The organism is Streptomyces sp. NPDC005866, from assembly GCF_040629895.1.
Lineage (GTDB): Bacteria > Actinomycetota > Actinomycetes > Streptomycetales > Streptomycetaceae > Streptomyces.
The window spans coordinates 33,356-58,523 of the sequence record NZ_JBEXWP010000025.1 but is presented as its reverse complement, the minus strand read 5'-3'; the positions used below and the strand labels follow the sequence as shown (position 1 = coordinate 58,523).

Sequence of the window (25,168 nt, the reverse complement as noted above, 5' to 3'; positions counted from 1 at the left end):
CGTGGCGACGATCCAGGACGTGGCGAAGGCCGCCGGAGTCTCGGCGATGACCGTCTCCAACGTGATCAACGGCCACCCCAACGTCCGCCCGGCCACCCGGGACCGCGTCCTGGAGGCGATGACCCGGCTCGGCTACCGGGTCAACCTCGCCGCCCGCAATCTGCGCAAGGGCCGGACCGGAACCATCGGTCTGGCCGTGCCCGAGATCAACCGTCCCTACTACGGCCGGCTGGCCGCCTCGATCATCGCGGCGGCCGCCCGGCACGGCCTCAGGGTGAGCATCGAGCAGACCGGCGCCCGCCGGGAGAACGAGCTGGCGGCCCTCTCCCTGTCCCGCAACCGGCTCTACGACGGCCTCATCCTCAGCACCGTCGGGATGGGGCCGGCCGATGTCGAGGCGCTGGAGGTGGACCATCCGGTGGTGATCCTGGGTGAGCGGATCTTCGGCGGGCCGGTCGACCATGTCGCCATGCCGAACGAGGCGGCTTCGGAGGCGGCGACGCGCCATCTCGTCGAGCGGGGCTGCCGCCGGATCGCCCTCGTGTGCGGGCGCCTGGGCGGCGAAGTCGATGTGTCGAGCCTGCGGCACGCCGGATATCTGCGCGCGCTGGCGGCCGCGGGGCTGCCGGCCGACCCGGAGCTGGTGGTGACCGCCGAGTCGCTCACCATGCAGGAGGCCGCCCGGCACATCCGCGAGAAGGTGACCGACGGCCTACGTTTCGACGGGGTGTTCTGTGTGACGGACACGGTGGCCGTGGGCGTGCTGCGCGCTCTCGCCGACACCGGGCTCCGGGTACCGGAGCGGGTCAAGGTGATCGGCTTCGACAACGTCGACGAGAGCGCGTACCTCGTCCCTTCCCTGTCCACCGTCGACCCGGACCACGACCTGATGGCCGAACGCGCGGTCGCCCTGCTGGCGGCACGCATCGACGGGGCCCGGTCCGGGCCGGAGCGGGCGGAGTTCACCGGCCCCTTCCGCCTGGTGGTACGGGAGTCGACGGGCGGCTGAGCCGGTCAGCCGGCCTCCGACCGCGGCCGGCCGGCCCATCTTCTCGAAGAACCGGCCGTTGTCCGGGCTCGGGCCGAGGTCGGTGAGCATCGTCCGGATGACGAGTCTCATGTCGCTTCACGGCGATCATGACCTCACTCGTGGCTGCCCATCCCTGACCACAGCTCAATCTGTGCTGCCCGACACGCGATCACGCGTTCGAGGTCAGACGAGGTGGGCGAAGACGACCAGATTCTCCGTGTAGTCCTTCACGTTGTGGTCGTAGTCACCGGCGCAGGTGATCAGGCGTACCTCGGGGCGGCGGGTGTCCGCATAGACGCGTTCGCTGGGGAAGTCCTCCTTCGCGAAGGTGTCGGAGCTGTCGACCGCGAAGTTCGCCGTCGTGCCGTCGGCCCGGAGCACCGCGAAACGGTCGCCCGGCCCGAGTTCGTCCAGCCGGACGAAGACGGCCGCCGAGGTCTTGGTGTCGACGTGCCCGGCGATGATCGCGGTGCCCTCCTCGCCGGGCGCCGCGCCATCGGCGTACCAGCCGACGAGGTTGGTGTCGGCGGCGGGAGGAGGCCGGAGCTGGCCCGAGGGTGCGAGCTCCAGGGTGGTGAACGGGGCGTCGACGGAGATCTTCGGGATGAGCAGGCGGGTCGGCTCGGACCGGGGCAGACCCTCCCCGTCCCCGCGCGCATCGCTGGAGGTGGCGGCGTCCGCGCTCTTGGCCGGCGTGTTGCCCGTGGCGTCGGAGGCCTTGCCGTGTCCGCCGAGCAGCGCCACGGCCAGAAGCAGGACGGCCACGCCCCACACGGGCAGTCGTCCGCCGCGCCGGGCGCCGTTCGGGTCCGCGAAGTTCGGAGCGTCGGGGTTGCGGTCCCCGGGATTCGGGGTGGTGGGGCCAGCTGCCATCGGAGGTCACCTTTCTCGGGCAAGGCAGCGGGAGGGGCGGAACGGGGGCCGCGGCCGCGCAGACGACGGTCGGCGGCCGCGGCTCCCGTATGCGTAAGCCCGTCAGGACACGGGCTCGGTCTTCCTGCGCCGCAGCGCGTAGGCGCCGGCGGCCGCCACACCGAGGACGGCCAGCCCGCCGGCCGTGACCCCCGGCGTGGCGAGGCCGCCGCCGCCGGTGTGCATGCCGCCGTGCGGCTTCTCACCACTGTCCTCGCCGCCGCCCCACGAGCTGCCGCTGTCGCGGTCCTCCTCGTCCCGGCCGTCGCCCTTGCCCTTGTCGCCGCTGTCCCCCTTATCACCCTTGTCGCCCTTGTCGCCCTGGCCTTGGTCCGTGCCCTTGTAGGTCTCGGGATCGAACTTGCTGTCGCTGCCGCTGCCCGAGTCCCAGACGTCGCTCAGCTTCGCCGCGGCGAGCACACCGCCGCCCGTGTGCATCCCGCCACGCGGCCCATCGTGGCTGCTGTCATCGTCGTGCTCCTTGCTGTAGGAAGAGTCTTCACGGCCTCCGTTGTCCCAGTCCCCCGCGACCGCGGCCTGAGCGCCGGGTGCCGCGAAGGCGAGGGCTGCGGTGGCGGCCGTCGTCGCCAGGATCATGCGGGCAGAACGCATCTCGATGTCCTTCCGCCGTGGCCGGGCAGCGGATACTCCATCGGCTGAAACGACCCGGCCCCGACATGAACCACCGTCAGCCAGCCCCACGCCCGGCACCATCCGGGCCGCCCATCCGTGGCGACGACACGCCCAACACCGCCCGGCTGGGTCAATCACGCCCGACGGCACACGGCCGTTCGGGGGTGCCGGGGGCCCGCCATCGGCGTGTCGCCGCACGACGGTCCCGTCGCGATGTCAGTAGCCCACGTGGAACGTGGCGTCGGCCTGGTCCGCGCTCGTGGAGACGGGGTCGATCCGCAGCACGTAGTCGGAGTGGCGGACGTACCGCGTCGGGTAGTTGTACGACCGGAACGACGACCAGGAGGAGTCGGCGAGACCCGCTGTCCGGTAGAACGTGGCGTCCTGGGCGAACGTCGTCGTGCTGTCGTTCTCGTCGAGCCGCAGTTGGTAGTTGTAGTGGCGCAGATAGCGGGTCGGGTAGTTGACCGACTGGAAGGACACGCCGCTGCTGTCGGCGAGGCCCGGGACCAGCTTCCACAGGCCGTCGGCGTACGGGTCGAAGGCGTACTCGTCTATCCGGCCGACGTAGTTGCTGTGCCGGACGTACCGGGCCGGGTAGTTGTAGGACTTCAGCCGATTCCAGGTGGGGGTGCCCCACTTGGCGACGAGGTTGTTGTACTCGGTCGAGGTGATGGGCTGGATCCCGCAGTGCTTGGAGTTGAGCGGCTGGGTGTAGGTCTTCTGGTCGAGGGCCGTCCAGGTGCCGGCGGACAGGGAACTGGTCTGCCAGACGTAGAAGACGCCGTTCGGCGACCAGGTGTCTCCCCACAGGTACCAGGCCGAGCTTGAGGCAAGGGACTTGACCAGGGTCGGGGCCTCGGTGCCGTTGTGCGAGACGGCCGTGCTGAACTCGGTGAAGCTGCCCGGGTCCAGGGAGGTGGAGCGGGCGCCGACCAGCGTCGAGTTCTTCTTGAAGTACAGGTAGTTGACGCCGTTCACGCCGACCGCCAGGTCGCCGTCGATGACGTCGTAGCCGGGGTCGAAGAAGACCTGGGGGGCGCCGGCGGTCACGAAGTCGCCGGTGTAGTTGATCATGATGACGTTGTGGCCGCTGGCGTTGACGGCGGAGTAGATGACGCCGTACGCGCCGCGGCCCGCGTCCCAGAACGCCTCGGGCGCCCAGCTGTGGGTGTTCATGTCGTGCAGCTTCATCCGCCGGTAGCCGGTGAAGGTGCGCAGGTCGGTGGAGTCCCAGACATGGATGTACTGGCTGACGTAGGTCCAGTCCGTGCCGTTCAGGTCGGTGGCGAGCACAACGAACGTGCCGTCCTGCTTGCGCAGGATGAACGGGTCGCGCAGCCCGAGGGAGCCCGCGGTGGGGGTCGCGACGGGGTTGTTCTGGTTGAGCGGGGTCCACTGGAGGCCGTCGGTGCTGACGGCCAGATGCAGCCCGTAGTTGGCGGCCAGCATGTCCGGGGACTCGGTGAAGTAGCACATCACGTAGGCCGAGTTGGTGGCGGCCCGGGCGGTTCCGGCGCCGAGGGCGAGGGCGCCGGTGGCGGCGAGGGGGACGGTCGCGGCCATGCCGAGGAAGTGACGGCGCGACAGGGGGGTGCCGTTCATGTGCGCTCCAGACGACGGGGGGAGGTACGGCATTTCGAACGTGGTTCGGGGGGGCGATCAGAAGCTAGAGGGGCGCGTAGGGCGCGTCAATCCTTGCGTAACAAGGGAGTTACTCGGATTTCCCCTCTTCACCGGGAGCGTGAGGGCCGCGCGCCGGATGCCGTCGCCGCGATCCCCTGCCGAAACGGCACCGCCGTCCCCCGTCCGGACCGGCCGAGTCGTACGGCCGCGCGGCCGCGTCTGGCCTCGACGTGAAAGTCCGTCTGACAAGGACCCCGTATGCCCGGCCGACTCCCCCGACGTGCGCTCGCTCTCTTGCTCGGCGCCCTGACCGGCGTGACCGCCGCCGCGGCCCCCGCCCGCGCCGGCGGCGGTGATGTGACGGAGTATCCGATCACCACCACCGCCGACAGCCTCCCGGCCGGGATCGCCGCCGGGCCGGACGGGGCCGTGTGGTTCATCCAGTCCGGCGCCGCCCGGATCGGGCGCATCGCGGCGGACGGCACCGTCACCGACCACCCCACCCCGAGCCCGGGCAGCGCACCCTTCGCCATCGCCCCGGGGCCGGACCACGCCCTCTGGTTCACCGAGCAGTCGGCCGGACGCATCGGACGGATCACCATACCGCCTGGGTTTGGCCGGAACCTGTCGTAGCAATGGTGGAAGCCCCTTCTTCCGGGACCGTGGACTTCGGCGTCGTCACCGCCGCCCGACTGGGCCTGGCCACCGGCGTATCCGCGCGCCCCGGGGCGGTCCCGAGCACCGGCCGACCAGGGCACCTGGGGCTCCCGACCCGCGACCGCCCGTACCCTGGTGCCCGTGGCCGACTGCGGCGAAGGACCGGGCGCGGTGGCCGCCCGGCTCACCGGGCGGCCGGTCTCGGCCGAGCGGGCGCGCTCGGGCGGCCTGGCGGAGGTGACGCTCGCGGGCGGGCGTGCGGTGATGGTCAAGCGCGGGGACGGCCCCGGCGCGGTACGGGCCGAGGCGGCCGGGCTGCGCTGGCTGGCCGCCGCCGGGGCGGTCGCGGTACCGAAGGTGCTGGGGCACGACGAGCGCTGGCTGGTGACCGAACTGGTCTCCACCGGACGTCCGGACGCCGAGGCGGCGACGCGTTTCGGCCACATGCTCGCCGCTCTGCATACCGCCGGGGCCCCGGCCTTCGGGGCGGCGCCGCCGGACGGCCCGCGCGAGGCCTGGATCGGCCTCGCCCCGATGCGCAACGAGCCGGGCACCGACTGGCCGCACTGGTACGCCGAGCACCGCGTACTGCCGTATCTGCGCGCGGCGGTGGACCGCGGGATCCTGAGAACCGGCGAGGCCGCGGTGATCGAGCGGGTCTGCGAGCGGCTGCCGGAGCTGGCGGGGCCGCCCGAGCCGCCCGCCCGGCTGCACGGTGATCTGTGGAACGGCAACGTCCTGTGGGGCGCCGACGGACTGGTCCGCCTGATCGACCCGGCCGCCCACGGCGGGCACCGCGAGACCGACCTCGCGATGCTCCGCCTCTTCGGCTGCCCGTACCTTGACCTGATTCTGGAGGGGTACCAGGAGGTGGCCCCCCTGACCGTCGGCTGGGCGGAGCGTGTGGAGGTGCATCAGCTGTTTCCCTTGCTGGTGCACACCGTGCTCTTCGGGCGGGGCTACGCGGAACAGACCCTGGAGACATCCCGGACCATTGCGGGTATCTGACGCCGTCACATGCCGGACGGGCATGTGAAATCGGCCACGGGGGGAACGATTCGCCGCCGATTCCCGGCTGGTTCCTTAACAAGCCCTTAATTAGGACTGAGATTACGCAGAGTAAGGAAACCAACCACGCGTTCGAATCGTATAAGTGCATGGAAGAACGAAACAGGGAGAGACCATGCAACCGTTCGCGCTCAACTACGCACGCCCCGCAGTGCAGTTGGACGTCACCACTCCGTACGCGTATGACTCCGGAATGCAGTTGAACGTTCTCCACGATGGCCGGATCGCGGCCACCGATCACGCAACGCTCAGAGCCCTGGGGACCACGACGTCCACCGCGGGCTCCAAGACGCACTTCGACGACTGAACGCGGACCCGACGATGACCGTGCTCATCCTGACCAGTGACGAGGACGTGACGGCGGACATGGTGGTCCTCCGGCTGCACGAGGCCGGAGTGCCCGTCGTCCGCCTCGATCCTGCCGATCTGACCAGCGGTGTGGCCCTGTCGGGCGAGTTTGTGCAGGGCGTCAGCCGCGGGCATCTGTCCGTGAACGGGCGCCTGGTGAGCATGAGCGGCCTCCGCTCCATATGGGTGCGCAGGCCGGGAGTGGCCGCCGCCCGGGCCGCCCAGCCGTCCGCCTGGCTGACCGAGGAGTCCGCGCAGGCGTTGTACGGCATGCTGCGCGGGACCGACGCGCGCTGGATGAACCATCCGGACGCGGCCCGCCGGGCCCGCCACAAGCCATGGCAACTACGGCTGGCGCAGCGCAGCGGGCTCGCCGTGCCCGCGACGCTGATCACCACGTTCCCGCAGGCGGCGCGGGAGTTCGCGGAGCGGTTCCCGGACCTGGTGGTGAAGCCGGTGTCGGGCGCGCATCCGCAGGAGCCGCCTCGGGCGGTGCCGACCAGCCGGGTGGCGGCGGACGCCGACTTCGGGGCGGTGGCGTTCGGGCCGACGCTGTTGCAGCGGCGGGTGGCCAAGCGGGCGGACATCCGGCTGACGGTGGTCGGCGAACGGCTGCTGGCCGCCCGCAAGCCGGTGAACCCGGACGCCCATCCCGACGAGGTGGACGTCCGGTTCGCCCCGTCCGTCTCTCCCTGGCTGGAGGCGGAGGTGCCGCCGCGAGTCGCCGAGACCGTTCACAGGTATATGAAGGACGCCGAACTGGCCTATGGTGCTCTCGACTTCGCGGAGGACGCCGACGGCATCTGGTGGTTCCTGGAGTGCAACCAGTCGGGTCAGTTCGGTTTCGTCGAGATGGACACCGGTCAGCCGATCGCCGAGACCATCGCCGGCTGGCTGGCGCACGGCACGGAGCGGTACCGGCCGTACGTCAACGGCGGCCGGAGCACGACGCCTTGACGATGTGGGCGACGATGGGGAGCCGGGCACGGAGAAAGGAACGGGAGATGCGCATCGGACTGCTGGGGACAGGACCCTGGGCACGGGCGGCGTACGCCCCCGCGCTGGCGGGGCACGGATCGCTGGACCTGGCCGGGGTATGGGGCCGCCGCCCGGAGGCCGCGCAGGAGCTGGCCGAGGAGTACGGGGTCCGGGCGTACGACGACGTGGACGCGCTGTTCGCCGACGTCGACGCCGTGGCGGTGGCGCTGCCGCCGGCCGTCCAGGCGGAACTGGCGGTGCGGGCCGCGGCGGCGGGCCGGCATCTGCTGCTGGACAAGCCCCTCGCGCTCGGTGTCACCGAGGGGCGGGCGGTGGTGGAGGCGGCCGAGCGGGCCGGGGTCGCCTCGGTGGTCTTCTTCACCACCCGCTTCCAGAGCGAACCGGAGGCGTGGATCGGCGAACAGGCGGCCGCGGCGGGCTGGTTCACCGCGCGGGCGCAGTGGCTGGCTTCTGTGTTCACCGGCGACAGCGCGTTCGCCGCGTCACCCTGGCGGCGGGAGAAGGGCGCGCTGTGGGATGTGGGCCCGCACGCCCTGTCCGTCCTGCTGCCGGTCCTGGGCGACGTACGGCGGGTGGCGGCCGCCGTGCACGGCCCCGCGGACACCGTCCATCTCGTCCTCGACCACGCCACGGGGGCGTCGAGCACGATGACGCTGAGCCTGACCGCTCCCCCGGCGGCGGCCGGGGCCGACGTGGAGCTGCGCGGGGAGGCGGGGGTGACGCTCCTGCCGAGGAGTGCGGAGGGAGCCGTCCCCGCCCTCGCCCGGGCCGCCGACGCCCTCGTCATCGCCGCCCGCACGGGCCGCCCGCACCCCTGTGACGCCGCGTTCGGCCTGCGGGTCACCGAGATCCTCACGGAGGCGGAGACCCTGCTTGGCAAGGACGCCGGCTAGGTGTATTGCCCTGTTGGGCTGGTCGCTCCATCTGAACCAGGCCCGGTCCCCCTCGGTGTGCAGCAGGAACTCGGGGACCGGGCCGTCCGGCGAGATCAGCGACACACCCCATGCCGGCTCCTACCGTCCGCTGTCGATCACCGCGCCTTCAGCATGTCACCCGGCACTGACTCGGCCGTGGCCCAGAAGCTCACCCGCTCCTGCACGACCGGGTAGCCCGCCTTCGCGAAGTGCGCGGCCATCGGGACGTTGCCCTGGTCGGTGGCGGCGCCGATGGCCTCGGCGCCCTGCTCGACCAGGAAGTGGGTGCACTCGACGAGCAGGTCGTAGGCGTAGCCGTGCCCGCGCGGCCCGGGCAGGACGCCGATGAACCCGATGCACGGCCCCGACGGGTTGCGTGCGGGGATGTGGATGCCGACCGGCTCCCCGTCTGGGGTGCGGGCGACCTGCCACCATGCGCGGGGCGAGGGGAACCAGTGGAAGATCTCGAGGTCTTCCTGGGCCGCCAGCTCCGCTCCCCCCTTCTCGACGGCCCGGCGGGCGTGCGCGTCCAGGGTGGCGGAGTTGATGCCGCGCAGGAGGTCGAGAAACACCCCGTCGTCGGGTTCGGGGGTGAAGGTGAGACGGCCGGGCCGCTCGGGCAGGCCGCACTCGGGTGTCCAGCGGTAGTTGTAGCGTTCCACCAGCAGTTCGTAGCCGGCCTTGCGGGCGGCGGTGAAACGGGTCTCGGCGGCCGTGCGCAGTTCGGGTACGTCACGCCAGCCGGTGGGCAGATCGAGTTCCAGTTCGTCGGTCTGCCAGGGCGCGCTGCGCAGCAGCTCGGCCCCGGCCTCCTCCTCGCCCTCGGCCACGTCGAACCAGTTGATCAGGAGCGGTTCGCTGTCCTCGGGGCCGCCCCACCAGGCGGCGCCGGCGACCACCCGTCCGTCGCGCAGGGCGACGCGCTTCCAGTCGGGCCGGTGGCGGGTGTGCCGGTGCTTCTCGCGCAGGCCCAGCGGGTCGGGCAGGGCGTCGAAGAGGGGGGCGGTGCTGTCGTCGAGCGTACGGATGACCGGATCGGTCACGGATTCCTCCGGGATGTGTGCTACGCGGAGCGCTCCCGGATCAGCTCTGGCGTGTCACGCCCGGGAAACGGGGAGGGAGCGCTGGATGGGTGTGGTGAACATCGCAGTCGCCTCCTTCCGTCCGGTCTCTGGCGTGGCCTCACACAGTAGGTGGCGGGCGCCCGCCGCGTCCAAGGTTTTTTCCGCGGGGTTCATTTCAAGATCGGGAAGGGACCGGCGTCCGGGCACGGGCGTAACTTAGGGATGTGACTTCGGTGCGCGGCTTGTCGTCGCGTGACTACCGGGACAGTCGTGGCTGGCTGCAGGGCGCGCCGCCGCCGCGCTGGGTGCGGGTGCTGCCGGTGCTCCTGCTCGCGGTCGTGACCGTGGCGACGCTGGTCGCCCCCGACGGACACGACTTCGGCTTCCTGCTCGGGGCCATCCCGCCGCTGGCCGTCCTGTCGTACGGCCCGATGGCGACGGCCGTGCTCAGCTGCCTGGTCGTGGTCCTGCTGAACGTACCCGCCACCCATCTGAACCATCCCGGCGACACCGACCTGCTCACGGTCACGTTCGTCGCGCTACTGAGTGTCTTCGTGTCCTATGTGCGCAGTCACCGGGACGCGCAGCTGGTCACCGAGCGGGCGGTGGGCGAGGCGGTGCAGCGGGCCGTGCTGCCGCCGCTGCCGGAGCGGGTCGGGGCGGTGGAGTGCGCCGGGCTGTACCGGGCCGCGCAGCACGGGACGCTGGTCGGCGGGGACTTCTTCGACGTGCGTGACGGGCCCTTCGGCGTGCGGGCGGTGATCGGGGACGTACGCGGGCACGGGCTGGCCGCCGTCTCCACGGTGGTGTCGCTGCTCGGGGTTTTCCGGGAGGCGGTCCTTGACCAGCCGGACCTGGAATCGGTGGCGGCGCGGATGGACCGCCGGCTGACGGTGGACTCGGCCGGCGTACCGCACGCGGAGCTGTTCGCGACGGCCCTGCTGCTGGAGTTCTCCGCCGATCTGCGGTCGATGCGGGTGGTGGCCTGCGGCCATCCGGCGCCGGTGCTGCTGCGCGACGGCCGGGCCCAGGAGATGTCCGTCGCGCCGGGGGCACCGGTGGGGCTCGGGCTGGTGGGGGTGGAACCGCCGAAGGAGGTCACGGTGGAACTGGGGCCCGGCGACCAGCTGTTCCTCGCCTCGGACGGGGTCTGGGAGGCACGCGACCGGGCCGGGGCCTTCTATCCGCTGCCGGAGCGGCTCGCCGGGTTCGCCGGCGCGGACGCGGCCGAACTCGCCGAACTGGTGTGGGCCGACCTGGCCGGGCACTACGAGGTACGGGACGACGCCACCATGCTCGTCCTGGCGCCGGCCATCACCTGAGGTCGCGGCCCACGGCCCGCCTCAGCCCACCTCCCACAGGAAGCGGTGGGTGTGGATGCCGAAGTACGGGAAGGACCGGACCTCGCGCACGCCCTCGATCGGCCGGACCACGTCGTTGACGAGGTCGAGCAGGTCCTTCGGGCCGGGTGTGACCACCTCGGCGAACAGGTCGAAGCCACCCGAGGTGAACACCGAGTAGACCACTTCGGGGTGTGCGGCGAGGGCGTCGGCGACGGCGCGGGGGTCGCCGTCCACGCCGATGCCGAGCAGCGCCATCGCCTGGCCGCCCATGGCCATGGGGTCGGTGACGCCGACGACCTGCACGGCGCGCGAGTCCAGCAGGCGCTGCAGCCGCTGCCGGGCCGCGGAGGCGGAGAGGCCGACCTTGGGTCCGAGGTCGGTGTAGGCGATACGGCCGTCGGTCTGCAGCTCGCGCAGGATGGCCCGGTCGATGTCGTCCATGTGCGTCTGCGCTCTCCTCCTCAGCCGACGAGTTCGAGCAGGGCGGCACCGAACACGGCGGTGTGGGTGTCGACGTCCTGCTCGGTGGTGTCGGGGCACATCAGGGCCATGTTGTGGAAGGGGGTGAGGAGGATGCCCCGGTTGGCGAGGTAGAGGTGCAGGAAGTCCTCCAGTTCGGTGTCGGCGGCGGCCGCGGACTCGGTGCCGGTGCGCGGGGCCGGGGAGGCGAAGCGGTACTCGGTGCGCGCCCCGAGGCGGCTGACGGACCAGGGCAGGGCGTGTGCCTCGACGGCCTGCCGGACGCCGGTCTCGAAGCGTTCGGAGAGCCGCGCCATGCGGGCGAACGCCTCGTCGGTGAGCACGTGCTCAAGGGTGGCCCGGGTGGCGGCGACCGAGAGCGCGTTGCCGGCGAGGGTGCCGCCGACCCCGCCCATGTCGACCAGGTCCAGGTCGGCGCGGGCCAGGAGGCGCTCGGCGAGGTCGGCGGAGAGGCCGTAGGCGCCGGCCGGGATGCCGCCGCCGATGGCCTTGCCGATGGTCAGCAGGTCCGGCTCCAGGTCCCAGGCGGCGGTGCAGCCGCCGGGGCCGGCGGAGAAGGTGTGCGTCTCGTCGTTGACGAGCAGCGTGCCGTACTGCCGGGTCAGGGCGCGCACGCCCGCCAGGTAGCCGGGTTCCGGCAGGACGATGCCGATGTTGGTGAGCGCGGGTTCCATGAGTACGGCGGCCACGTCGCCGTGGGCGAGTTCGCGCTCCAGCTGCGCCAGGTCGTTGAACTCGGCGACCCGGCTGGTCAGGGTGACGTCACAGGGCGCGCCGACGTTCCCGGGGCGGGGCGCTCCCTTGCCGTCGGGGCCCACGACGATGAGGGACTCGTCGACGCTGCCGTGGTAGCTGTAGCTGTTCACCAGGATCTTCGGGCGGCCGGTGACGGCGCGGGCGAGCCGGATCGCCCAGCGGTTGGCGTCGGTCGCGGTGAGCGAGAAGCTCCAGCGGGCGAGTCCGAAGCGGCGGGTCAGCTCCGCGCCCACCCACTCCGCGTCCTCCGTCGGCAGCATCGCGGTGGCCCCGCCCAGCTCGGCGAACCTGCGCTGCACCGCCTCCGTCACGGCGGCCGGCGAGTGACCGGCCATCGCGCCGGTGTCACCGAGGCAGAAGTCGATGTACGTGTGTCCGTCGACGTCGGTGACCCGGGCGCCGCGCGCGGTCGCCAGGTAGCGCGGGAAGGCACTGGCGGTCTTGTTCATCCATGTCATCGGGACCCGGCCGAAGAGATGCCCGGCGCCGGAATATGCCGCCCGGGAGCGGGGATTTCGCCGCTCGGCGTCGGCGCTCTCCCGGGCCAGGAGGGCGTGCAGTCGGGAGCGGTCCATGGGGTACCCCTGATCGGGAGCGGCGGCGACGGAATGACGGGAGCGTATGACTGATGCCAGCGCCTCATCAAGGTCTGACGCTCGAATCGTTTGCCGCATCAACGGATTCGAATGCCACCGTGCCCGAAGAGCGACCAAAGAAGGGCCAGAAAGGGCCCGTCACGTTGCTCAACCAACGCACCAGTGCTCGACCTTCGAACATTCGCCCCTGAACGCCAGGGTTCGCCACCCCTTCCGCCAGTTAGAAATATCTACCAGCATGCATATGCCGGGTCGGTGTGCGAACGCACCGAGTGCCCGGTGTCGGTCGTTCCCTGCGCCCGAAACAGGTGAGCGGTGATCCCCCGGAGCGGTGCATGACGAACGCGATGTGGATGCAGGGTGTGGAATGGCTCGCGGCGGCCGCAGCGGACCCCCGTACGTGCAAGTGGCAGTGGGACCACGGGGAGGGCGTCGCACTGCTGGAAGTGGGCCGCTACTGGGATGTGCTGAGCGTCCCGGACCGCCTCGGTCTGCTCACGCTGGACCTGCTGTGGCAGCCGTCGCTGCCGGTACCCGGGCCGACCCTGGTGGACACCGCGGCGGGCCGGGTCGGTTTCCTCGTGCCCCCCGATCCTTCCGGCGGCTGGATCGGCGCCGGCCTGCGCTACGCGACCAAGGGTTCCTGGGTCGCCGTACCGCCGCCGTACCGGCCCGCGCGTTACCTGGAGTGGCTGGTGCCACCGGACGGCAGCGGCGCGCTGCACGCCCCGGGCACGCTGGAGCTGGCCCTGCGAGAGGCCAACGGCACACTGGCGGTGATGGCCCCGACGTGCGGGGAGTAGCGAGCTCAGCGGCGCGGCTGGGGGACGAGTACGGTGGCCCGCCGGGCCTCGGCTTCGGCCGGCACGGTACGGCCCTGATCCCGCCACTCCCGGAGGAGCTGGGCGTAGATCGGCTCGCGGGAGCGGAGGGCGCGCGGCTCCCGGGCCGGGCGCCAGGGCGTGGGTGAGGATCCGTCCATGCCGGGCCAACGCCCGGACCGAGCCGGTGGTACGCGTCGTCCGACGCGCTCACCGGGTCGGGTGAGGGCACCCCCCCGATCGGACCCAGCGGCCGGCCCGACAAGCATTCCCGCAGATAATCGGTCGGGCTCCGGCCGGCAGGCGCTGTCGGGCGCGCGCTCGTAACCTGTGAAGTCAGGGTCCTGACGTCCCACCCCACCGCACGTTCACTCTCACGTGCTTGGAGTCAGCCCATGTCGCACACGTCCGCCATGCTGCGCGGAGGGGCGGCGATCGCCGTCGTGCTGGGAACGCTGACGGTGCCGCTCGCCGGAGGGGCGGCCGCCTCCGTACCGTCCGCGTTCGCCGCGCCCGCGCCCACCCCGTCACCGTCCGGCAGTCCGGACGTCCGCGACATGACCCCGGCCGTGGCCCGCCAACTCGACATGGCCGTACAGAAGGTGATGCGAGAGGCGAAGGTGCCCGGCGTGACCGTCGGCGTCTGGACACCCGGCCGGCCCGACTACGTTCGCTCGTTCGGGGTCGCGAACAAGGCCACCGGGCAGAAGATGTCGTCCGACCTGTACATGCGGATCGGCAGCGAGACCAAGATGTTCACGGTGACGGCCGTGCTGCAACTGGTCGACCAGGGCAGGGTGAGCCTGGACGACCCCATCGGCAAGTACATCGGCGGAGTACCGAACGGCAACCGGATCACCCTGCGGAACCTGGCCGGGATGCGCAGCGGACTGTTCAACTACTCAGAGGACGAGGACTTCTTCAAGGCACTGACCTCGGATCCGCAACGCCCCTTCACCCCACAGGAGTTGCTCGACTACTCCTTCAAGCACCCGGTGATGTTCCAGCCCGGGCAGAAGTTCTACTACACCAACACCAACCTGATCCTGCTCGGCCTGCTCGTCGAGAAGGAGAGCGGACAGCGGCTCGGCGACTACCTCCGGCAGCACGTCCTCGGTCCGGCGGGCCTGAGCCACACGGCGTTCCCGACCGGGAACGAGTTCCCCACCCCGCACGCGCAGGGCTACACCGACCAGACGGCGACCGGAAGGGTCGAGGACACCGCCGACTGGGACCCCTCCTGGGCCTGGGCAGCCGGTGCGATGATCTCCGATCTGGACGACCTGCACAGGTGGGCGCGTACGGCGGCCACGGGAGTCTTCCCCGACGGCAGGATCATGGTCGGTCCCGCGACCCAGAAGCAGCGGCTGACGACCCCGCCGACGGACATCCCGGGAGCGGGGTACGGTCTGGGCATCTTCGACGTCCAGGGCTGGATCGGGCACAACGGCTCACTGCCGGGCTACGAGGCCCTGACGGTCTATCTGCCGTCGACCCGGACGACCGTGGTCGCGCTGCTGAACACCGACATCAGCTACCGAGGGAACATCGAACCCAGCACACTGTTCGGCCAGGCGATCACCCGGATCATCTCGCCCGCCCATGTCTTCGACCTGCCGGTGCCGGCCTCCGCCACGCGCTGACTGCACTGACCGCGCAAGGCCCAACTCCATCCGCGCACGGCATTTCCGGCAGTTCACACAGAAGCGAACACTCGCCGGGCGGATCCGAACCGAGGTGCCGATTCACCGTGCGCGGCTGCGAGCGCCACACGGAGGGCCCCGGGCTCCTAGGACCGGTGGCCGGTGGTCTCGCCGCCGGAACGCTCTCCGCGCCCGCTCTGGGCGGCAGCCTGCTGCGGGCCCGGTCGTCTCCTTCGGCGTCGTGAGGCTGTTCGCCGAGCGGGAGGTCACTGCCGGCCGGCACGCCGGGGACGCCTCGCACCTGTCGTGGGGCGCGGGCCCGCACGGATGCCCGTCGGGATCGGGGTGCACCGCTGCATCGGCGCGCCGCCGGCCCGGGCGGAGGCGCCGGCCGCGTTGCCCCCTCTGTTCGACCGCTTCCCGGGGCTGCGGCCGTCGGTCGGGGCGCAGGAGTTGCGGCAGGTGCCGTCGTTCATCGCGTTCGGCCGGCAGGAGGTCCCGGTGCGGCTGGGGGCGTGAGTCCAGGGGGCGCGCGGCGTGAGTCGGGGGGCGCGGGGGCGGCGACCGGTCCCCCGTTCCGGTCGGGCCCCCGCGGAACGTGAACAATACGTGCGGATCCGGCCGTTGGGTATCGCCCCGGTGCCCGCTCGGGCGCAGCGAGAACTCACCCGTGCACAGGTGAGTCCGGTTGGCCCGGATTCGCCCGGAGCAGGGCGGGTGCCGGGAGGTCCCCGACGATGAGGTGAGCCAGGCATGACTCCGCCGGCGGCCCTCGGGGGACGGGCCGCCGGCGGAGAACGCCTCACCCGGGGCCGGGGGGAGGGCCCTCGGGCGGCTGAATGAGCGGGTGCCCGGAAATCCGGCGGATATGCACACGGATCCCGGAGACGCGAGCCTGGGTGGATCGGCGACCGTCGTCGCCGTCGTCGGACTCCGGGAGAAGCGGGCCTCGACGGGCGGAAGACGCCAACCTAGGTGAGCCCGCGGCGCCCGGTGGCTGCCGGCTGCGAGCACGCAGAGGACGCCGGTGACCACGGTGGAGGTGCGCCCCCTGGTTCCTGAACGCGTTCCCGCTGCCCCAACGACCGCCTCGCGTCACGCGTCGGGCACGCCGTCGGAGACCGGGGCGCCGCCCACGGCCACGGCCTCCCCGGCCGCCGTGAGCTGCCCGGCCGCGCCGTGGGCACACCCGCTCCGGTCAGCTCGGAGCCGAGCAGCGCGCCGACCCGGGGCCGTAGCCGTCCCGCCGGGTCCGCGCGGCCGTCCGGCCGCGTACGGCATAAGCTCGGCGGATGGCGAAGTACTTCGACGTGCACCCCGACAACCCGCAGCCGCGCAGCATCTCCCAGATCGCCGACGCGGTGCGCTCGGGGTCACTCATCGCATACCCGACCGACTCCTGCTACGCGCTGGGCTGCCAGCTCGGCAGCCGGGACGGCATCGACCGGATCCGGACGATCCGGCATCTGGACGACCGGCACCACTTCACACTGATGTGCCGCGACTTCGCGCAGCTCGGACAGTTCGTGCGCGTCGACAACGACGTGTTCAGGGCCGTGAAGTCGTCGACCCCCGGCAGTTACACCTTCATCCTCCCGGCGACCCGCGAGGTGCCGCGCAAGCTGCTGCACCCGAAGAAGAAGACCGTCGGCGTGCGCATCCCCGACCATGTGGTCACCCAGGCGCTGCTGGCGGAGCTGGGCGAGCCGCTGCTGTCCAGCACCCTGCTGCTGCCGGACGAGGAGGAGCCGCTGACCCAGGGCTGGGAGATCAAGGACCGGCTCGACCACCAGGTGGACGCGGTGGTCGACTCCGGGGACTGCGGTACCGAGCCGACCACGGTCATCGACTTCTCCGGCGGCGAGCCGGAGGTCGTCCGACGGGGCGCGGGAGACACCTCGCGCTTCGAGTGACCCCAGGGTCCCCGGACAACGGCCCTCTCACCTTCGCGTGCCACGATGATCGGGACATGCCGCGCCGGGCCTCCCCCGACCCGACACCGACTCCACAGAGAGGCACTGCGCCATGACCGCCGTACAGGGCACCGACGTGGACATCACCACCGAGGACGGCGTCGCCGACGCCTACCTGGCCCACCCCGCCGACGGACTCCCCCACCCGGGCGTGCTCTTCTACCAGGACGCCTACGGAATCCGCCCGCACCTGAAGTCGATGGCGGACCGGCTCGCCGGTGAGGGCTACACGGTTCTGGTCCCGAACGTCTTCTACCGCAACGGCCGGACCCCGGTCATCGACCTGCCCGAGTTCATCGACCCGGCCGCGGACCCGACGCTCTGGCAGCGGATCGGCCCGGTCATGCAGGCGCTGACGCCCGAGTTCAGCGACCGGGACTCGGCCGCGTACCTGAACTGGTTCACCCAGAGCCCGCTGGTGGCCGACGGGCCGGTCGCGGTCACCGGCTACTGCATGGGCGCCCGGCTGGCCATGCGGACCGCCGCCGCGTTCCCGGAGCGGGTCGCGGCCGTGGGCGGCTTCCACGGCGGCCGGCTGGTCACCGACGAGGCGGACAGCCCCCACCTGCTGGCCGACCGGATCACGGCGGAGCTGTACTTCGGCTTCGCGGACCAGGACCAGTCGATGACCGAGGAGCAGATCCGCACGTTCGAGGAGGCGCTCACCGCCGCCGGGGTGCGCAACACGTGCGAGATCTACCCGGGTGCCGCGCACGGCTACACCCAGGCCGACACCCCGGCCTACTCCGCCGAGGCCGCCGAGCGCCACTGGGACGCACTGCTCGGCCTGCTGAAGCGCACGTTCTGATCCGACCGCGTCCTGGGAGATCGGGGGCCCGTCGGCCGACGGGCCCCGGATTCCGTCCCACTCATTGACATGCACCCGCCCCACCGCCACGCTGAGAGCGCTCTCAAACTGGTACGGACCAATGTTCGTACGACCCCGACCCCACACGGAGGTGGAGAGTGCGCACAGGACTCGCACGCCGGATGCTGCCCCTTGCGGCCGCGGCGGCGCTGATCGGCGGAGTGCTCACCCTGGGCACCCCGCACCCGGCCGCCGCGGCGGTACCGGACACGATCCCGCTGAAGATCACCAACAACTCCGGCCGCGGCGACCAGGTGTACATCTACGACCTCGGCACCCAGCTCTCCACCGGACGGCAGGGCTGGGCCGACGCGAACGGCACCTTCCACGCCTGGCCGGCCGGCGGCAACCCGCCGACCCCCGCGCCGGACGCCTCGATAACGGGCCCGGCGGCGGGACAGTCGACGACGATCCGGATCCCGAAGTTCTCCGGCCGGATCTACTTCTCCTACGGCCAGAAGCTCGACTTCAGACTGACCACCGGCGGTCTGGTGCAGCCCGCCGTGCAGAACCCGAGCGACCCCAACCGCAACATCCTCTTCAACTGGTCCGAGTACACGCTGAACGACTCGGGTCTGTGGATCAACAGCACCCAGGTCGACATGTTCTCGGTGCCGTACGCGGTCGGGGTGCAGCGCTCCGACGGCACCGTGAGCACGACCGGACATCTCAAGTCGGGCGGCTACAACGGCTTCTTCAACGCGCTGCGCGGACAGTCGGGCGGCTGGGCGAACCTGGTCCAGACCCGGTCCGACGGCACGCTGCTGCGCGCGCTCTCCCCGCTGTACGGGGTGGAGACCGGGTCGGTCCCCGCGAGCGTCATGGACGACTACGTCAACCGGGTCTGGACGAAGTACGCGACGACGACCCTGACCGTCACACCGTTCACCGACCAGCCGAACACCAAGTACTACGGCCGGGTTTCGGGCAACGTCATGAACTTCACCAATTCCGCCGGGGCGGTGGTGACCAGCTTCCAGAAGCCGGACGCGGGCAGCGTCTTCGGCTGCCACAACCTGCTCGACGCGCCCAACGACCAGGTGCGCGGCCCGATCTCGCGCACCCTGTGCGCGGGCTTCAACCGGTCCACGCTGCTGACGAGTGCGAACCAGCCGGACACCAATCCGGCGGACTTCTACAAGGACGCGGTGACCAACCAGTACGCGCGTGCCGTCCACGCCCAGATGGCAGACGGCAAGGCGTACGCCTTCGCCTTCGACGACGTCGGCAACCAGGAGTCACTGGTCAACGACGGCAGTCCACAGCAGGCGTACCTCACGCTGGACCCACTGAGCTGACACAGGTGAGTGTCCCGCACCCGGACTCCGGGTGTGGGACACTTCCCCGTGCCATGAGGGGCGGTTGAGGCGGAACAGGCTCACGAGGACGGCGTGCGCACCATGAACACGTCCACCGGATCCTCCGTCTCGACGATGAACCCATGCCGCTCGTACAGCCGTTGGGCGGCGCTGGCCCGCAGAACGTTCAGCCGGACACGGACGCCGTCACGGTCGCACCGCTCCAGCAGCTCGCGCAGCACGCCCGAACCGATGCCGGCGCCCTGGACGTCCGGGGCCAGATAGAAGTGCTCCAGCCAGTGGGCGTCGGCGGCCGGCCGTAGCGCGACACAGCCGGCGAAGGCGCCGCCCACCTCGATCACCCAGGTGTGGGCCGCGTCGAACCCGTCCCGCAGCCGCTGCCGGACGCGCCACGGGTCGTACCGCCCGAGCCGCTCCAGATCGTCCCGCAGCACGACGGCCCGCAGCTCGGCCACCGCTTCGACGTCCGCCGGCGACGCCGGCCGTATCTCCCAGTCCCCCATGACCGGCCAGGCTAGCCCGTGGCCCGGCATTCCTCCTCGGTCGCCCTCACCAGCAGCCTGCACGCATCGGGCATCCCGCCGCGGCGGCGAAATACCGGGTGACCAGCCCGAGCCAGCCCCGTCGGGCTGTCCGATTTATCCTATTTATTCGGATGCAGTCCGGAGGCGCAGCCCCCTGCGGCCCAGTCCGGTCGTCGACAGCTCCACCCCTTCGGAAGGGGCTCACCATGCGGGTCTTCATCGTCGGCACAGGCAACATGGCGGGCGGTATCGCCACCCGGGCCCTGGCGGGCGGACACATGGTCCGGCTGATCGGCACCGACCCCGCGAAGGCCGCCACGCTCGCCGACGCCCTGGGCAAGCGCGTGGCCGGTGCCGATGTGGCACCCGCCGTGCCGGACGCGGTCGGATCGGCGGACGTGGTGGTGCTGGCCGTGCCGTTCGACGCGGCCAAGCAGGTCGTGGCCGAGTACGGGGACCACCTGGTCGGGAAAACGGTCGTCGACATCTCCAACCCGGTGGAGTTCGCCACCTTCGACTCACTCACGGTGCCCGCGGACAGCTCCGGCGCCCAGCAGATCGCGGAGGCCGCCGCGCCGGGCACACGGGTGGTGAAGGCCTTCAACACCACGTTCTCGGGCTCGCTGGTCGCGGGCCAGGTCGGCGGGCTGCCGCTGGACGTGTTCATCGCGGGCGACGACCCGGCGGCCCGCGACCAGGTGGCCGAGCTGGTCTCATCCGGCGGGCTCAACCCGGTGGTCGTCGGCGGTCTGCGCCACGCCCGCGAACTGGAGGGCATCCAGTTGCTGCACATGGCCCTACAGACGCGCCCCGAGGGGCACGGCTGGATGAGCGCGATCAAGATCGTCACGCCCTGAGCCGCTTCTGTCCCGGACTGAAAACGGTTCGTGGAGACGATGTGCCGACCCGGGGCGCCCGAGAGGCAGCTGAAGCCCCGGTGAACGCCGGGGCGCACACCCCCGGCGCGTAGTACGTTCCCCCACAACAGCCTTGGTTCTCGGGGAAGTTGCACAGTCCTGGAAGCCCGTTGGGCTCGCGCTGGGGGCGGCCTCGATCGGCTGCGGCATTCGGACGATGCACTTCATCGCGATGATCGGCTTCCACCTCAGGAGACCACGATCCGCTACGACGTTGCCCTGACCCCGCTCAGTCTGGCGGTGGCGATCCTGGTGGTCGGCATCGGCGTCTTCGCGGTCGGCTACCGGTGCGCGACCGCCGGAAACGCTGTGGACGGCGGGCGTCATCACGGGTCTCGGCGTGGCGGCCATGCACTACCTGGGCATGGCCGCGCTCCGCCTTGACGGAACGATCCGGTACGACCGGGTCACGGTCGCCCTCTCGGTGCTGATCGCGATCGCGGCGGCCACGGCCGCGCTGTGGGCCGCCGTGTCGGTCCGGGGCTTCACGGCGAGCCTCGGCGCCAGCCTGGTGATGGGCCTGGCGGTGTCCGGCATGCACTTCACCGCCATGGCGGCCGTGAGCGTCGACGTGCACCCGGCCTCCGTCACCTCCTGGTCGAGCGTGTCACCGACCTCGCTGCTGCTGCCGATGGTGTTGGGGCCGGCCGTCTTCCTGCTGCTGGCCGGTGTGGTGGTGATGTCCGACGCGCTGCTGGTCCTGGGCGAAGGCGACTGGAACCGGCAGGCGGCCGGGAAGGACAGGCCGGCGACGCCGCCCCGGGCGGCGCGCTCACGGCCACCGGGCCCGCGCGCCGGGCGCACCCGGGAGCCGGCACGGCCGTCCGATGCGGCCGGCACCGGACGGCGAGGCCCAGCCCTGCACGGCGTCGCGCACCGCACCCGCCGGCCCGCACCGGTACGGCGCCCCGGGACGCCCGGCGCCCGGCGGCACCGGCCAGCACGGCTCCCCCACCCCTCCCGAGAACCCGTACGGCGCCCCCTCCAACCCCTACGAATGGTGACCCGCCCCGAAAGACGCCAACCCCCTGTCCTCACCCGCTCGTTGATCATTGCTACGGTGCCCGCGTGTCTGACTCCTCACGCGAGACCGCAGAAGGCGCCGGCTGGGGCGAGGCCGAGCGCGGCGCCTATCGCCGGCTGATGCCCGCCCATGTCGAGAAGCTCTTCTGGTTCAACCCCAGAACCATGTGGGCCGCCCGCAACGGGGTGCTGGCGTCCTGGTTCGGCGACCCGACGGGCCGTACCCGCAGCCGCTGGGTGGCCCAGCGGGCGGCCGCCGGGGCAGCGGCCGACAAGGTGATCCGGCGTCACGAGGCCGACCGTTTCTCGTTCATGGTGATCGGTGACACCGGTGAGGGCGACGACTCCCAGTACGCCGTCGTCCCCGGCTTTCTGAAGGCCGGTCAGGACACCGACTTCGCGGTGATAGCGAGCGACGTGATCTATCCGGTCGGCGCCGCCGACGACTACGGCACCAAGTTCTTCCGCCCGTACCAGGACTATCCGGCGCCGATCTACGCGATACCCGGCAACCACGACTGGTACGAGGACCTCGGCGCGTTCATGCGCGTATTCTGCGACGACGCCCCGCCGCTCCCGCCCGAGCCGAAGCCCCGCCCGCTCACCCGCGCCTGGTGGCGCGCCCTGCTCTGGCACCGGCTGCGCCCGGCGGACGAGCAACTCCTCGCGGAGGCCAGGAAGCTGCGGCCGGCGCCGGAGCAGCACACCGTACAGCCCGGCCCCTACTGGGCCATCGACGCCGGCCCGGTCCGGATCGTCGGCATCGACACCGGTCTGCTCGGCACCGTCGACGCCGAACAGGGCGCCTGGCTGCGGGAGGTGTCGCGGGGGCCGCGCCCGAAGATCCTCGTCACCGGCTCCCCGCTGTACGTGGACGGCGCACACCATCCGTGTCCGATCGAGGGCGGCGGCACGGTCGACGACATCGTCCGCGACCCGGCCCACCACTATGTGGCGGCGATCGGCGGCGACATCCACAACTACCAGCGCTATCCGGTCGACGTGGCCGGCCGCACCATCCAGTACGTGGTCGCGGGCGGCGGCGGTGCCTTCATGCACGCCACCCACACCATCCCTCGGGTCTCCGTCGCGAACGTCACCGAGGACGACTTCCGCTGCTACCCGTTGCGCGGCGACTCCCTGGCCTTCTACAGCCGGCTGTACGGCCGCCGGCTGCGCATGCCCCGGTTCTTCACGCTCACCGCGGCTGAGGCGACGGCCGTGATCGCCGAACGTCTCGGCATCAAGCCCAGCCGCACTCCCGGCCCGGACGCCCGGGTCACCCTCCGCACCCGGCTGGTCGCGAGCCTGCTCGGCGCCGGCGGCCGCCCGGACCGCACCTCCCGCTTCCGGCTGCCGGTGAAGAAGATCTACACCCAGTTGTTCTCCCCGGGCTCGGCCACCTACAGCCCGCCCTTCTTCAAGTGCTTCCTGCGCCTCGACGTGAGCCCGGAGGCGCTACGGCTGCGCTGCTTCGCCGCGACCGGGAACCGGGTGCAGGAGCTGGATCCGCCGGTCGAGGACGAGATCATCATCCCGCTCGTCCGATCACACTCCCGCAATGTTCGGGTGCCACAATCGGGGCAGAACTGACGTGCGACCGCTGGAGGACCCGTGCCGTCCACCCCCCGCCCCCTGCGCAGACTGGGCTTCCTCACCATCGGCCTGTTCGACGGGGCGGATCCGGGCAAGGGGCACGAGTCCACGCTGGAGATCATCGAGTTGGGCGAGCGGCTGGGCTTCGACAGCGCGTGGGTGCGCCACCGGCACCTCCAGTACGGCATATCGTCCCCGGTGGCCGTCCTCGCGGCGGCCTCGCAGCGCACCAGCCGTATCGAACTGGGCACCGCGGTGATCCCGCTGGGCTGGGAGAACCCGCTGCGGCTCGCCGAGGACCTGGCCACCGTCGACATCCTGTCCGGCGGCCGTCTCAACCCCGGCGTGAGCGTGGGCCCGCCCATGCACTACGAGCAGGTCAAGGAGGCCCTCTATCCGGACACGGCCGACACGGAGGACTTCAGCTACGAGCGGGTGCGGCGGCTGCTGGACTTCGTGCGGGGCAAACCGGCCACCGACTTCAGCGGGGTGGAGGGCTTCGAGGTCTTCGACGACGTCGTGCAGCCGCACTCCGCCGGTCTCGGTCGCCGTCTCTGGTACGGCGGCGGCAGTCTCGGTTCCGCGCGCTGGGCGGGCGAGCACGGCATGAACTTCCTGACGAGCAGTGTCGTCAAGGCCGAGGGGCCACAGGAGTCGGAGGGGCCGTACGACTTCGCGGAGATCCAGCTGTCGCACATCCGCGAGTTCCGCGCCCATCACCCGGACGGTGACGCGGCCCGGGTCTCGCAGGGCCTGGTCGTCATCCCCACCGACTCCGCCACGCCCGAGCAGCGCGCCAGGTACGAGGCGTACGCGGCCAAGCGGCTGCCCCGTACCACGGCCCCGCAGGGTCCGGCGCGGCTGCTGTTCGCGCCGGACCTGGTGGGCACCTCGGCACAGATCGCCGAACAACTGCACGCGCACGCCGCGTTCCGCGAGGTCGACGAGGTGGCCTTCGCGCTGCCGTTCACGTTGGAGCATGAGGACTACGTACAGATCCTCACCGACATGGCGACCCGCCTCGGCCCGGCGCTGGGCCGGCGCCCGGGAGCCGTCGCCTGACTCACCAGCGGCCGGCCTCCGTGCGGGTCACCGGTTCCGACGGCCTGCCGTCGACGCCGACCGGCACGTCGCCGTGCAGCATCACCCGGTGCATCACCCGCGGGAAGCCGAGGTGGGCGTTGTCGCTGGGCGCGAGATGGATGGTGGCCCGGTTGTCCCAGAAGGCGACACTGCCGGGCTCCCAGCGGAAGCGGACCGTGTACTCGGGCCGTACCGCCTGTTCGAGCAGCATCTCCAGGAGCGCGGCGCTCTCCGGGCGGGAGACGTCGGTGATCTGCTCGATGTAGTAGCCGTTGACGTACAGCACCCGCTCGCCGGTCTCCGGGTGGACGCGCACCAGCGGGTGCACCGAGGCGACCTGGTGGTCGAGGAGATGGCGCAGGTAGGAGTCGTCGCCGGGCCGGGGCTGGTAGCCGACGCCCAGACGGTGCTCGGCGCGCAGTCCGTCGACGAAGGCGCGCACGGGCGCGGAGAGCCCCGCGTAGGCGGCGGCCAGGTTGGACCAGGTGGTGTCGCCGCCGTACGGCGGGACGGTGTCGGCCCGCAGGATGGTCGCGGCGGGCGGGTCGATCCGGGCGCCGTGGTCGCAGTGCCAGCCGCGCAGCAGGGTGTGCCGGCGTCGCTGGAGCCACTCCTCGTGCTCCATGCCGAACCGTCCGCCCAGCTCCAGCCGGTCCGCCGTGGTCTCCACCTCGGGGAAGCCGGCGGGCGAGGCGCTGCCCCGCCGCCCCAGCATGACCGGCTCACCGAACCGCCGCGCGAAGGCGACATGCCCGGCGTGGTCCAGCCGCTGCTCCCGGAAGAAGACGACCTTCCAGCGCAGTACCGCCTCCCGGATCAGCGCGACCACGGTGTCGTCGAGGTCCCCGCCGAGGTCGACGCCGGTGATCTCGGCCCCGATGTGTCCGGCCACGGGTTTCACCTCGGCCTCCGCGACACGCTCCGCCTGCCCCGCCGTGCCCCTGTCCGTCGTCATGCATGCTCCGATGCTCGCCC

27 protein-coding genes and 1 pseudogene are annotated in these 25,168 nt (G+C 71.6%); 19 read left to right on the top strand and 9 right to left on the bottom strand.

Features of this window, described 5'->3' with window-relative positions; translation table 11 throughout:
- Position 1 precedes the first annotated feature (1 nt).
- On the top strand, positions 2–1,009 hold the full coding sequence (locus ABZ396_RS30825; protein WP_358923260.1) for a LacI family DNA-binding transcriptional regulator: 1,008 nt from the start codon (positions 2–4) through the stop codon (positions 1,007–1,009).
- Between the two features lie 204 nt (positions 1,010–1,213).
- On the opposite strand, the gene ABZ396_RS30820 is transcribed toward ABZ396_RS30825, so the two are convergent.
- The 3 genes from ABZ396_RS30820 to ABZ396_RS30810 form a co-directional block, all read right to left on the bottom strand.
- A complete protein-coding gene (locus ABZ396_RS30820) occupies positions 1,214–1,903 on the bottom strand; it encodes a class F sortase (RefSeq protein ID WP_358923258.1) in 690 nt (229 codons plus the stop codon).
- A 102-nt stretch (positions 1,904–2,005) separates the two neighbouring features.
- Positions 2,006–2,554, bottom strand: a complete 549-nt coding sequence (locus ABZ396_RS30815; protein WP_358923256.1) for a hypothetical protein — start codon at positions 2,552–2,554, stop codon at positions 2,006–2,008.
- 237 nt (positions 2,555–2,791) lie between these two features.
- Complete coding sequence (locus tag ABZ396_RS30810) at positions 2,792–4,180, bottom strand: glycoside hydrolase family 43 protein (RefSeq protein ID WP_358923254.1); 1,389 nt, start codon at positions 4,178–4,180, stop codon at positions 2,792–2,794.
- A 279-nt stretch (positions 4,181–4,459) separates the two neighbouring features.
- Here ABZ396_RS30810 and ABZ396_RS30805 point away from each other — a divergent pair, with 279 nt between their 5' ends.
- From ABZ396_RS30805 to ABZ396_RS30785, 5 genes are all read left to right on the top strand, one after another.
- Positions 4,460–4,834: a hypothetical protein gene (locus tag ABZ396_RS30805; RefSeq protein ID WP_358923253.1), complete on the top strand. Its 375-nt coding sequence runs from the start codon at positions 4,460–4,462 to the stop codon at positions 4,832–4,834.
- 165 nt (positions 4,835–4,999) lie between these two features.
- On the top strand, positions 5,000–5,866 hold the full coding sequence (locus ABZ396_RS30800; RefSeq protein ID WP_359186433.1) for a fructosamine kinase family protein: 867 nt from the start codon (positions 5,000–5,002) through the stop codon (positions 5,864–5,866).
- A gap of 175 nt (positions 5,867–6,041) precedes the next feature.
- Positions 6,042–6,233, top strand: a complete 192-nt coding sequence (gene tgmA / locus ABZ396_RS30795; protein WP_358923252.1) for a putative ATP-grasp-modified RiPP — start codon at positions 6,042–6,044, stop codon at positions 6,231–6,233.
- Between the two features lie 14 nt (positions 6,234–6,247).
- Positions 6,248–7,231, top strand: a complete 984-nt coding sequence (gene tgmB / locus ABZ396_RS30790; protein WP_358923250.1) for an ATP-grasp ribosomal peptide maturase — start codon at positions 6,248–6,250, stop codon at positions 7,229–7,231.
- A 47-nt stretch (positions 7,232–7,278) separates the two neighbouring features.
- A complete protein-coding gene (locus ABZ396_RS30785; RefSeq protein ID WP_358923249.1) occupies positions 7,279–8,166 on the top strand; it encodes a Gfo/Idh/MocA family oxidoreductase in 888 nt (295 codons plus the stop codon).
- A 137-nt stretch (positions 8,167–8,303) separates the two neighbouring features.
- Here ABZ396_RS30785 and ABZ396_RS30780 read toward each other — a convergent pair whose 3' ends face one another.
- The gene (locus ABZ396_RS30780; RefSeq protein ID WP_358923247.1) at positions 8,304–9,230 is read right to left on the bottom strand and encodes a GNAT family N-acetyltransferase; all 927 of its coding nucleotides are present in this window, start codon (positions 9,228–9,230) and stop codon (positions 8,304–8,306) included.
- Between the two features lie 245 nt (positions 9,231–9,475).
- Between ABZ396_RS30780 and ABZ396_RS30775 the strand changes: the two genes are divergently transcribed.
- Positions 9,476–10,573: a PP2C family protein-serine/threonine phosphatase gene (locus ABZ396_RS30775; protein WP_358923245.1), complete on the top strand. Its 1,098-nt coding sequence runs from the start codon at positions 9,476–9,478 to the stop codon at positions 10,571–10,573.
- A gap of 21 nt (positions 10,574–10,594) precedes the next feature.
- On the opposite strand, the gene ABZ396_RS30770 is transcribed toward ABZ396_RS30775, so the two are convergent.
- Both ABZ396_RS30770 and ABZ396_RS30765 read right to left on the bottom strand, forming a co-directional pair.
- Entirely contained in the window at positions 10,595–11,035 is a 441-nt protein-coding gene (locus tag ABZ396_RS30770; protein WP_358923244.1) for an Lrp/AsnC family transcriptional regulator, read from the bottom strand.
- Between the two features lie 20 nt (positions 11,036–11,055).
- On the bottom strand, positions 11,056–12,405 hold the full coding sequence (locus ABZ396_RS30765) for a transaminase (RefSeq protein WP_358923242.1): 1,350 nt from the start codon (positions 12,403–12,405) through the stop codon (positions 11,056–11,058).
- Positions 12,406–12,761: 356 nt separating this feature from the next.
- Between ABZ396_RS30765 and ABZ396_RS30760 the strand changes: the two genes are divergently transcribed.
- A complete protein-coding gene (locus ABZ396_RS30760) occupies positions 12,762–13,229 on the top strand; it encodes a hypothetical protein (RefSeq protein WP_358923240.1) in 468 nt (155 codons plus the stop codon).
- Positions 13,230–13,234: 5 nt separating this feature from the next.
- Here ABZ396_RS30760 and ABZ396_RS30755 read toward each other — a convergent pair whose 3' ends face one another.
- Positions 13,235–13,408 (bottom strand): hypothetical protein, encoded by a 174-nt coding sequence (locus ABZ396_RS30755; protein ID WP_358923238.1) that lies wholly within the window; start codon positions 13,406–13,408, stop codon positions 13,235–13,237.
- 234 nt (positions 13,409–13,642) lie between these two features.
- Between ABZ396_RS30755 and ABZ396_RS30750 the strand changes: the two genes are divergently transcribed.
- The 5 genes and pseudogenes from ABZ396_RS30750 to ABZ396_RS30730 all read left to right on the top strand — a co-directional run bounded on the left by ABZ396_RS30750 (position 13,643) and on the right by ABZ396_RS30730 (position 19,029).
- Positions 13,643–14,890 carry a serine hydrolase domain-containing protein gene (locus tag ABZ396_RS30750; protein WP_358923236.1) on the top strand — a complete coding sequence of 416 codons (1,248 nt, stop codon included), beginning with the start codon at positions 13,643–13,645 and terminating at the stop codon, positions 14,888–14,890.
- Between the two features lie 336 nt (positions 14,891–15,226).
- Positions 15,227–15,409, top strand: a pseudogene (locus tag ABZ396_RS30745) (cytochrome P450); the annotation flags it as partial.
- A 773-nt stretch (positions 15,410–16,182) separates the two neighbouring features.
- A complete protein-coding gene (locus tag ABZ396_RS30740; RefSeq protein WP_358923235.1) occupies positions 16,183–16,803 on the top strand; it encodes an L-threonylcarbamoyladenylate synthase in 621 nt (206 codons plus the stop codon).
- Between the two features lie 112 nt (positions 16,804–16,915).
- Positions 16,916–17,671, top strand: a complete 756-nt coding sequence (locus ABZ396_RS30735) for a dienelactone hydrolase family protein (RefSeq protein WP_358923233.1) — start codon at positions 16,916–16,918, stop codon at positions 17,669–17,671.
- Between the two features lie 182 nt (positions 17,672–17,853).
- On the top strand, positions 17,854–19,029 hold the full coding sequence (locus ABZ396_RS30730) for a glycoside hydrolase family 64 protein (RefSeq protein WP_358923299.1): 1,176 nt from the start codon (positions 17,854–17,856) through the stop codon (positions 19,027–19,029).
- Positions 19,030–19,109: 80 nt separating this feature from the next.
- Here ABZ396_RS30730 and ABZ396_RS30725 read toward each other — a convergent pair whose 3' ends face one another.
- Positions 19,110–19,553: a GNAT family N-acetyltransferase gene (locus ABZ396_RS30725; RefSeq protein WP_358923231.1), complete on the bottom strand. Its 444-nt coding sequence runs from the start codon at positions 19,551–19,553 to the stop codon at positions 19,110–19,112.
- A gap of 227 nt (positions 19,554–19,780) precedes the next feature.
- Here ABZ396_RS30725 and ABZ396_RS30720 point away from each other — a divergent pair, with 227 nt between their 5' ends.
- The 6 genes from ABZ396_RS30720 (at position 19,781) to ABZ396_RS30695 (ending at position 24,172) form a co-directional block, all read left to right on the top strand.
- Positions 19,781–20,431, top strand: coding sequence for an NADPH-dependent F420 reductase (locus ABZ396_RS30720; protein ID WP_358923229.1), 651 nt, complete (start codon positions 19,781–19,783; stop codon positions 20,429–20,431).
- A gap of 133 nt (positions 20,432–20,564) precedes the next feature.
- Entirely contained in the window at positions 20,565–20,714 is a 150-nt protein-coding gene (locus ABZ396_RS30715) for an MHYT domain-containing protein (protein ID WP_358923227.1), read from the top strand.
- Positions 20,715–20,731: 17 nt separating this feature from the next.
- Positions 20,732–20,875 carry a hypothetical protein gene (locus tag ABZ396_RS30710; protein ID WP_358923225.1) on the top strand — a complete coding sequence of 48 codons (144 nt, stop codon included), beginning with the start codon at positions 20,732–20,734 and terminating at the stop codon, positions 20,873–20,875.
- Positions 20,832–21,635, top strand: a complete 804-nt coding sequence (locus ABZ396_RS30705; RefSeq protein WP_359186426.1) for an MHYT domain-containing protein — start codon at positions 20,832–20,834, stop codon at positions 21,633–21,635. The genes ABZ396_RS30710 and ABZ396_RS30705 overlap by 44 nt, the downstream gene beginning before the upstream one ends.
- Positions 21,560–23,107: a metallophosphoesterase gene (locus ABZ396_RS30700; RefSeq protein WP_358923222.1), complete on the top strand. Its 1,548-nt coding sequence runs from the start codon at positions 21,560–21,562 to the stop codon at positions 23,105–23,107. The genes ABZ396_RS30705 and ABZ396_RS30700 overlap by 76 nt, the downstream gene beginning before the upstream one ends.
- A gap of 21 nt (positions 23,108–23,128) precedes the next feature.
- Positions 23,129–24,172, top strand: a complete 1,044-nt coding sequence (locus tag ABZ396_RS30695) for an LLM class flavin-dependent oxidoreductase (RefSeq protein ID WP_358923220.1) — start codon at positions 23,129–23,131, stop codon at positions 24,170–24,172.
- Between the two features lies 1 nt (position 24,173).
- On the opposite strand, the gene ABZ396_RS30690 is transcribed toward ABZ396_RS30695, so the two are convergent.
- Positions 24,174–25,148, bottom strand: coding sequence for a TauD/TfdA family dioxygenase (locus ABZ396_RS30690; RefSeq protein WP_358923218.1), 975 nt, complete (start codon positions 25,146–25,148; stop codon positions 24,174–24,176).
- Positions 25,149–25,168: the final 20 nt, after the last annotated feature.

What these genes read in the sequence shown, in the direction of transcription:
- ABZ396_RS30820 (WP_358923258.1), bottom strand. Translation starts at nt 1,903, where the DNA reads ATGGCAGCTGGCCCCACCACCCCGAATCCCGGGGACCGCAACCCCGAC.
- ABZ396_RS30815 (WP_358923256.1), bottom strand. Translation starts at nt 2,554, where the DNA reads ATGCGTTCTGCCCGCATGATCCTGGCGACGACGGCCGCCACCGCAGCC.
- ABZ396_RS30810 (WP_358923254.1), bottom strand. Translation starts at nt 4,180, where the DNA reads ATGAACGGCACCCCCCTGTCGCGCCGTCACTTCCTCGGCATGGCCGCG.
- ABZ396_RS30805 (WP_358923253.1), top strand. Translation starts at nt 4,460, where the DNA reads ATGCCCGGCCGACTCCCCCGACGTGCGCTCGCTCTCTTGCTCGGCGCC.
- tgmA (WP_358923252.1), top strand. Translation starts at nt 6,042, where the DNA reads ATGCAACCGTTCGCGCTCAACTACGCACGCCCCGCAGTGCAGTTGGAC.
- tgmB (WP_358923250.1), top strand. Translation starts at nt 6,248, where the DNA reads ATGACCGTGCTCATCCTGACCAGTGACGAGGACGTGACGGCGGACATG.
- ABZ396_RS30785 (WP_358923249.1), top strand. Translation starts at nt 7,279, where the DNA reads ATGCGCATCGGACTGCTGGGGACAGGACCCTGGGCACGGGCGGCGTAC.
- ABZ396_RS30770 (WP_358923244.1), bottom strand. Translation starts at nt 11,035, where the DNA reads ATGGACGACATCGACCGGGCCATCCTGCGCGAGCTGCAGACCGACGGC.
- ABZ396_RS30765 (WP_358923242.1), bottom strand. Translation starts at nt 12,405, where the DNA reads ATGGACCGCTCCCGACTGCACGCCCTCCTGGCCCGGGAGAGCGCCGAC.
- ABZ396_RS30760 (WP_358923240.1), top strand. Translation starts at nt 12,762, where the DNA reads ATGACGAACGCGATGTGGATGCAGGGTGTGGAATGGCTCGCGGCGGCC.
- ABZ396_RS30755 (WP_358923238.1), bottom strand. Translation starts at nt 13,408, where the DNA reads ATGGACGGATCCTCACCCACGCCCTGGCGCCCGGCCCGGGAGCCGCGC.
- ABZ396_RS30750 (WP_358923236.1), top strand. Translation starts at nt 13,643, where the DNA reads ATGTCGCACACGTCCGCCATGCTGCGCGGAGGGGCGGCGATCGCCGTC.
- ABZ396_RS30740 (WP_358923235.1), top strand. Translation starts at nt 16,183, where the DNA reads ATGGCGAAGTACTTCGACGTGCACCCCGACAACCCGCAGCCGCGCAGC.
- ABZ396_RS30735 (WP_358923233.1), top strand. Translation starts at nt 16,916, where the DNA reads ATGACCGCCGTACAGGGCACCGACGTGGACATCACCACCGAGGACGGC.
- ABZ396_RS30730 (WP_358923299.1), top strand. Translation starts at nt 17,854, where the DNA reads ATGCTGCCCCTTGCGGCCGCGGCGGCGCTGATCGGCGGAGTGCTCACC.
- ABZ396_RS30725 (WP_358923231.1), bottom strand. Translation starts at nt 19,553, where the DNA reads ATGGGGGACTGGGAGATACGGCCGGCGTCGCCGGCGGACGTCGAAGCG.
- ABZ396_RS30720 (WP_358923229.1), top strand. Translation starts at nt 19,781, where the DNA reads ATGCGGGTCTTCATCGTCGGCACAGGCAACATGGCGGGCGGTATCGCC.
- ABZ396_RS30690 (WP_358923218.1), bottom strand. Translation starts at nt 25,148, where the DNA reads ATGACGACGGACAGGGGCACGGCGGGGCAGGCGGAGCGTGTCGCGGAG.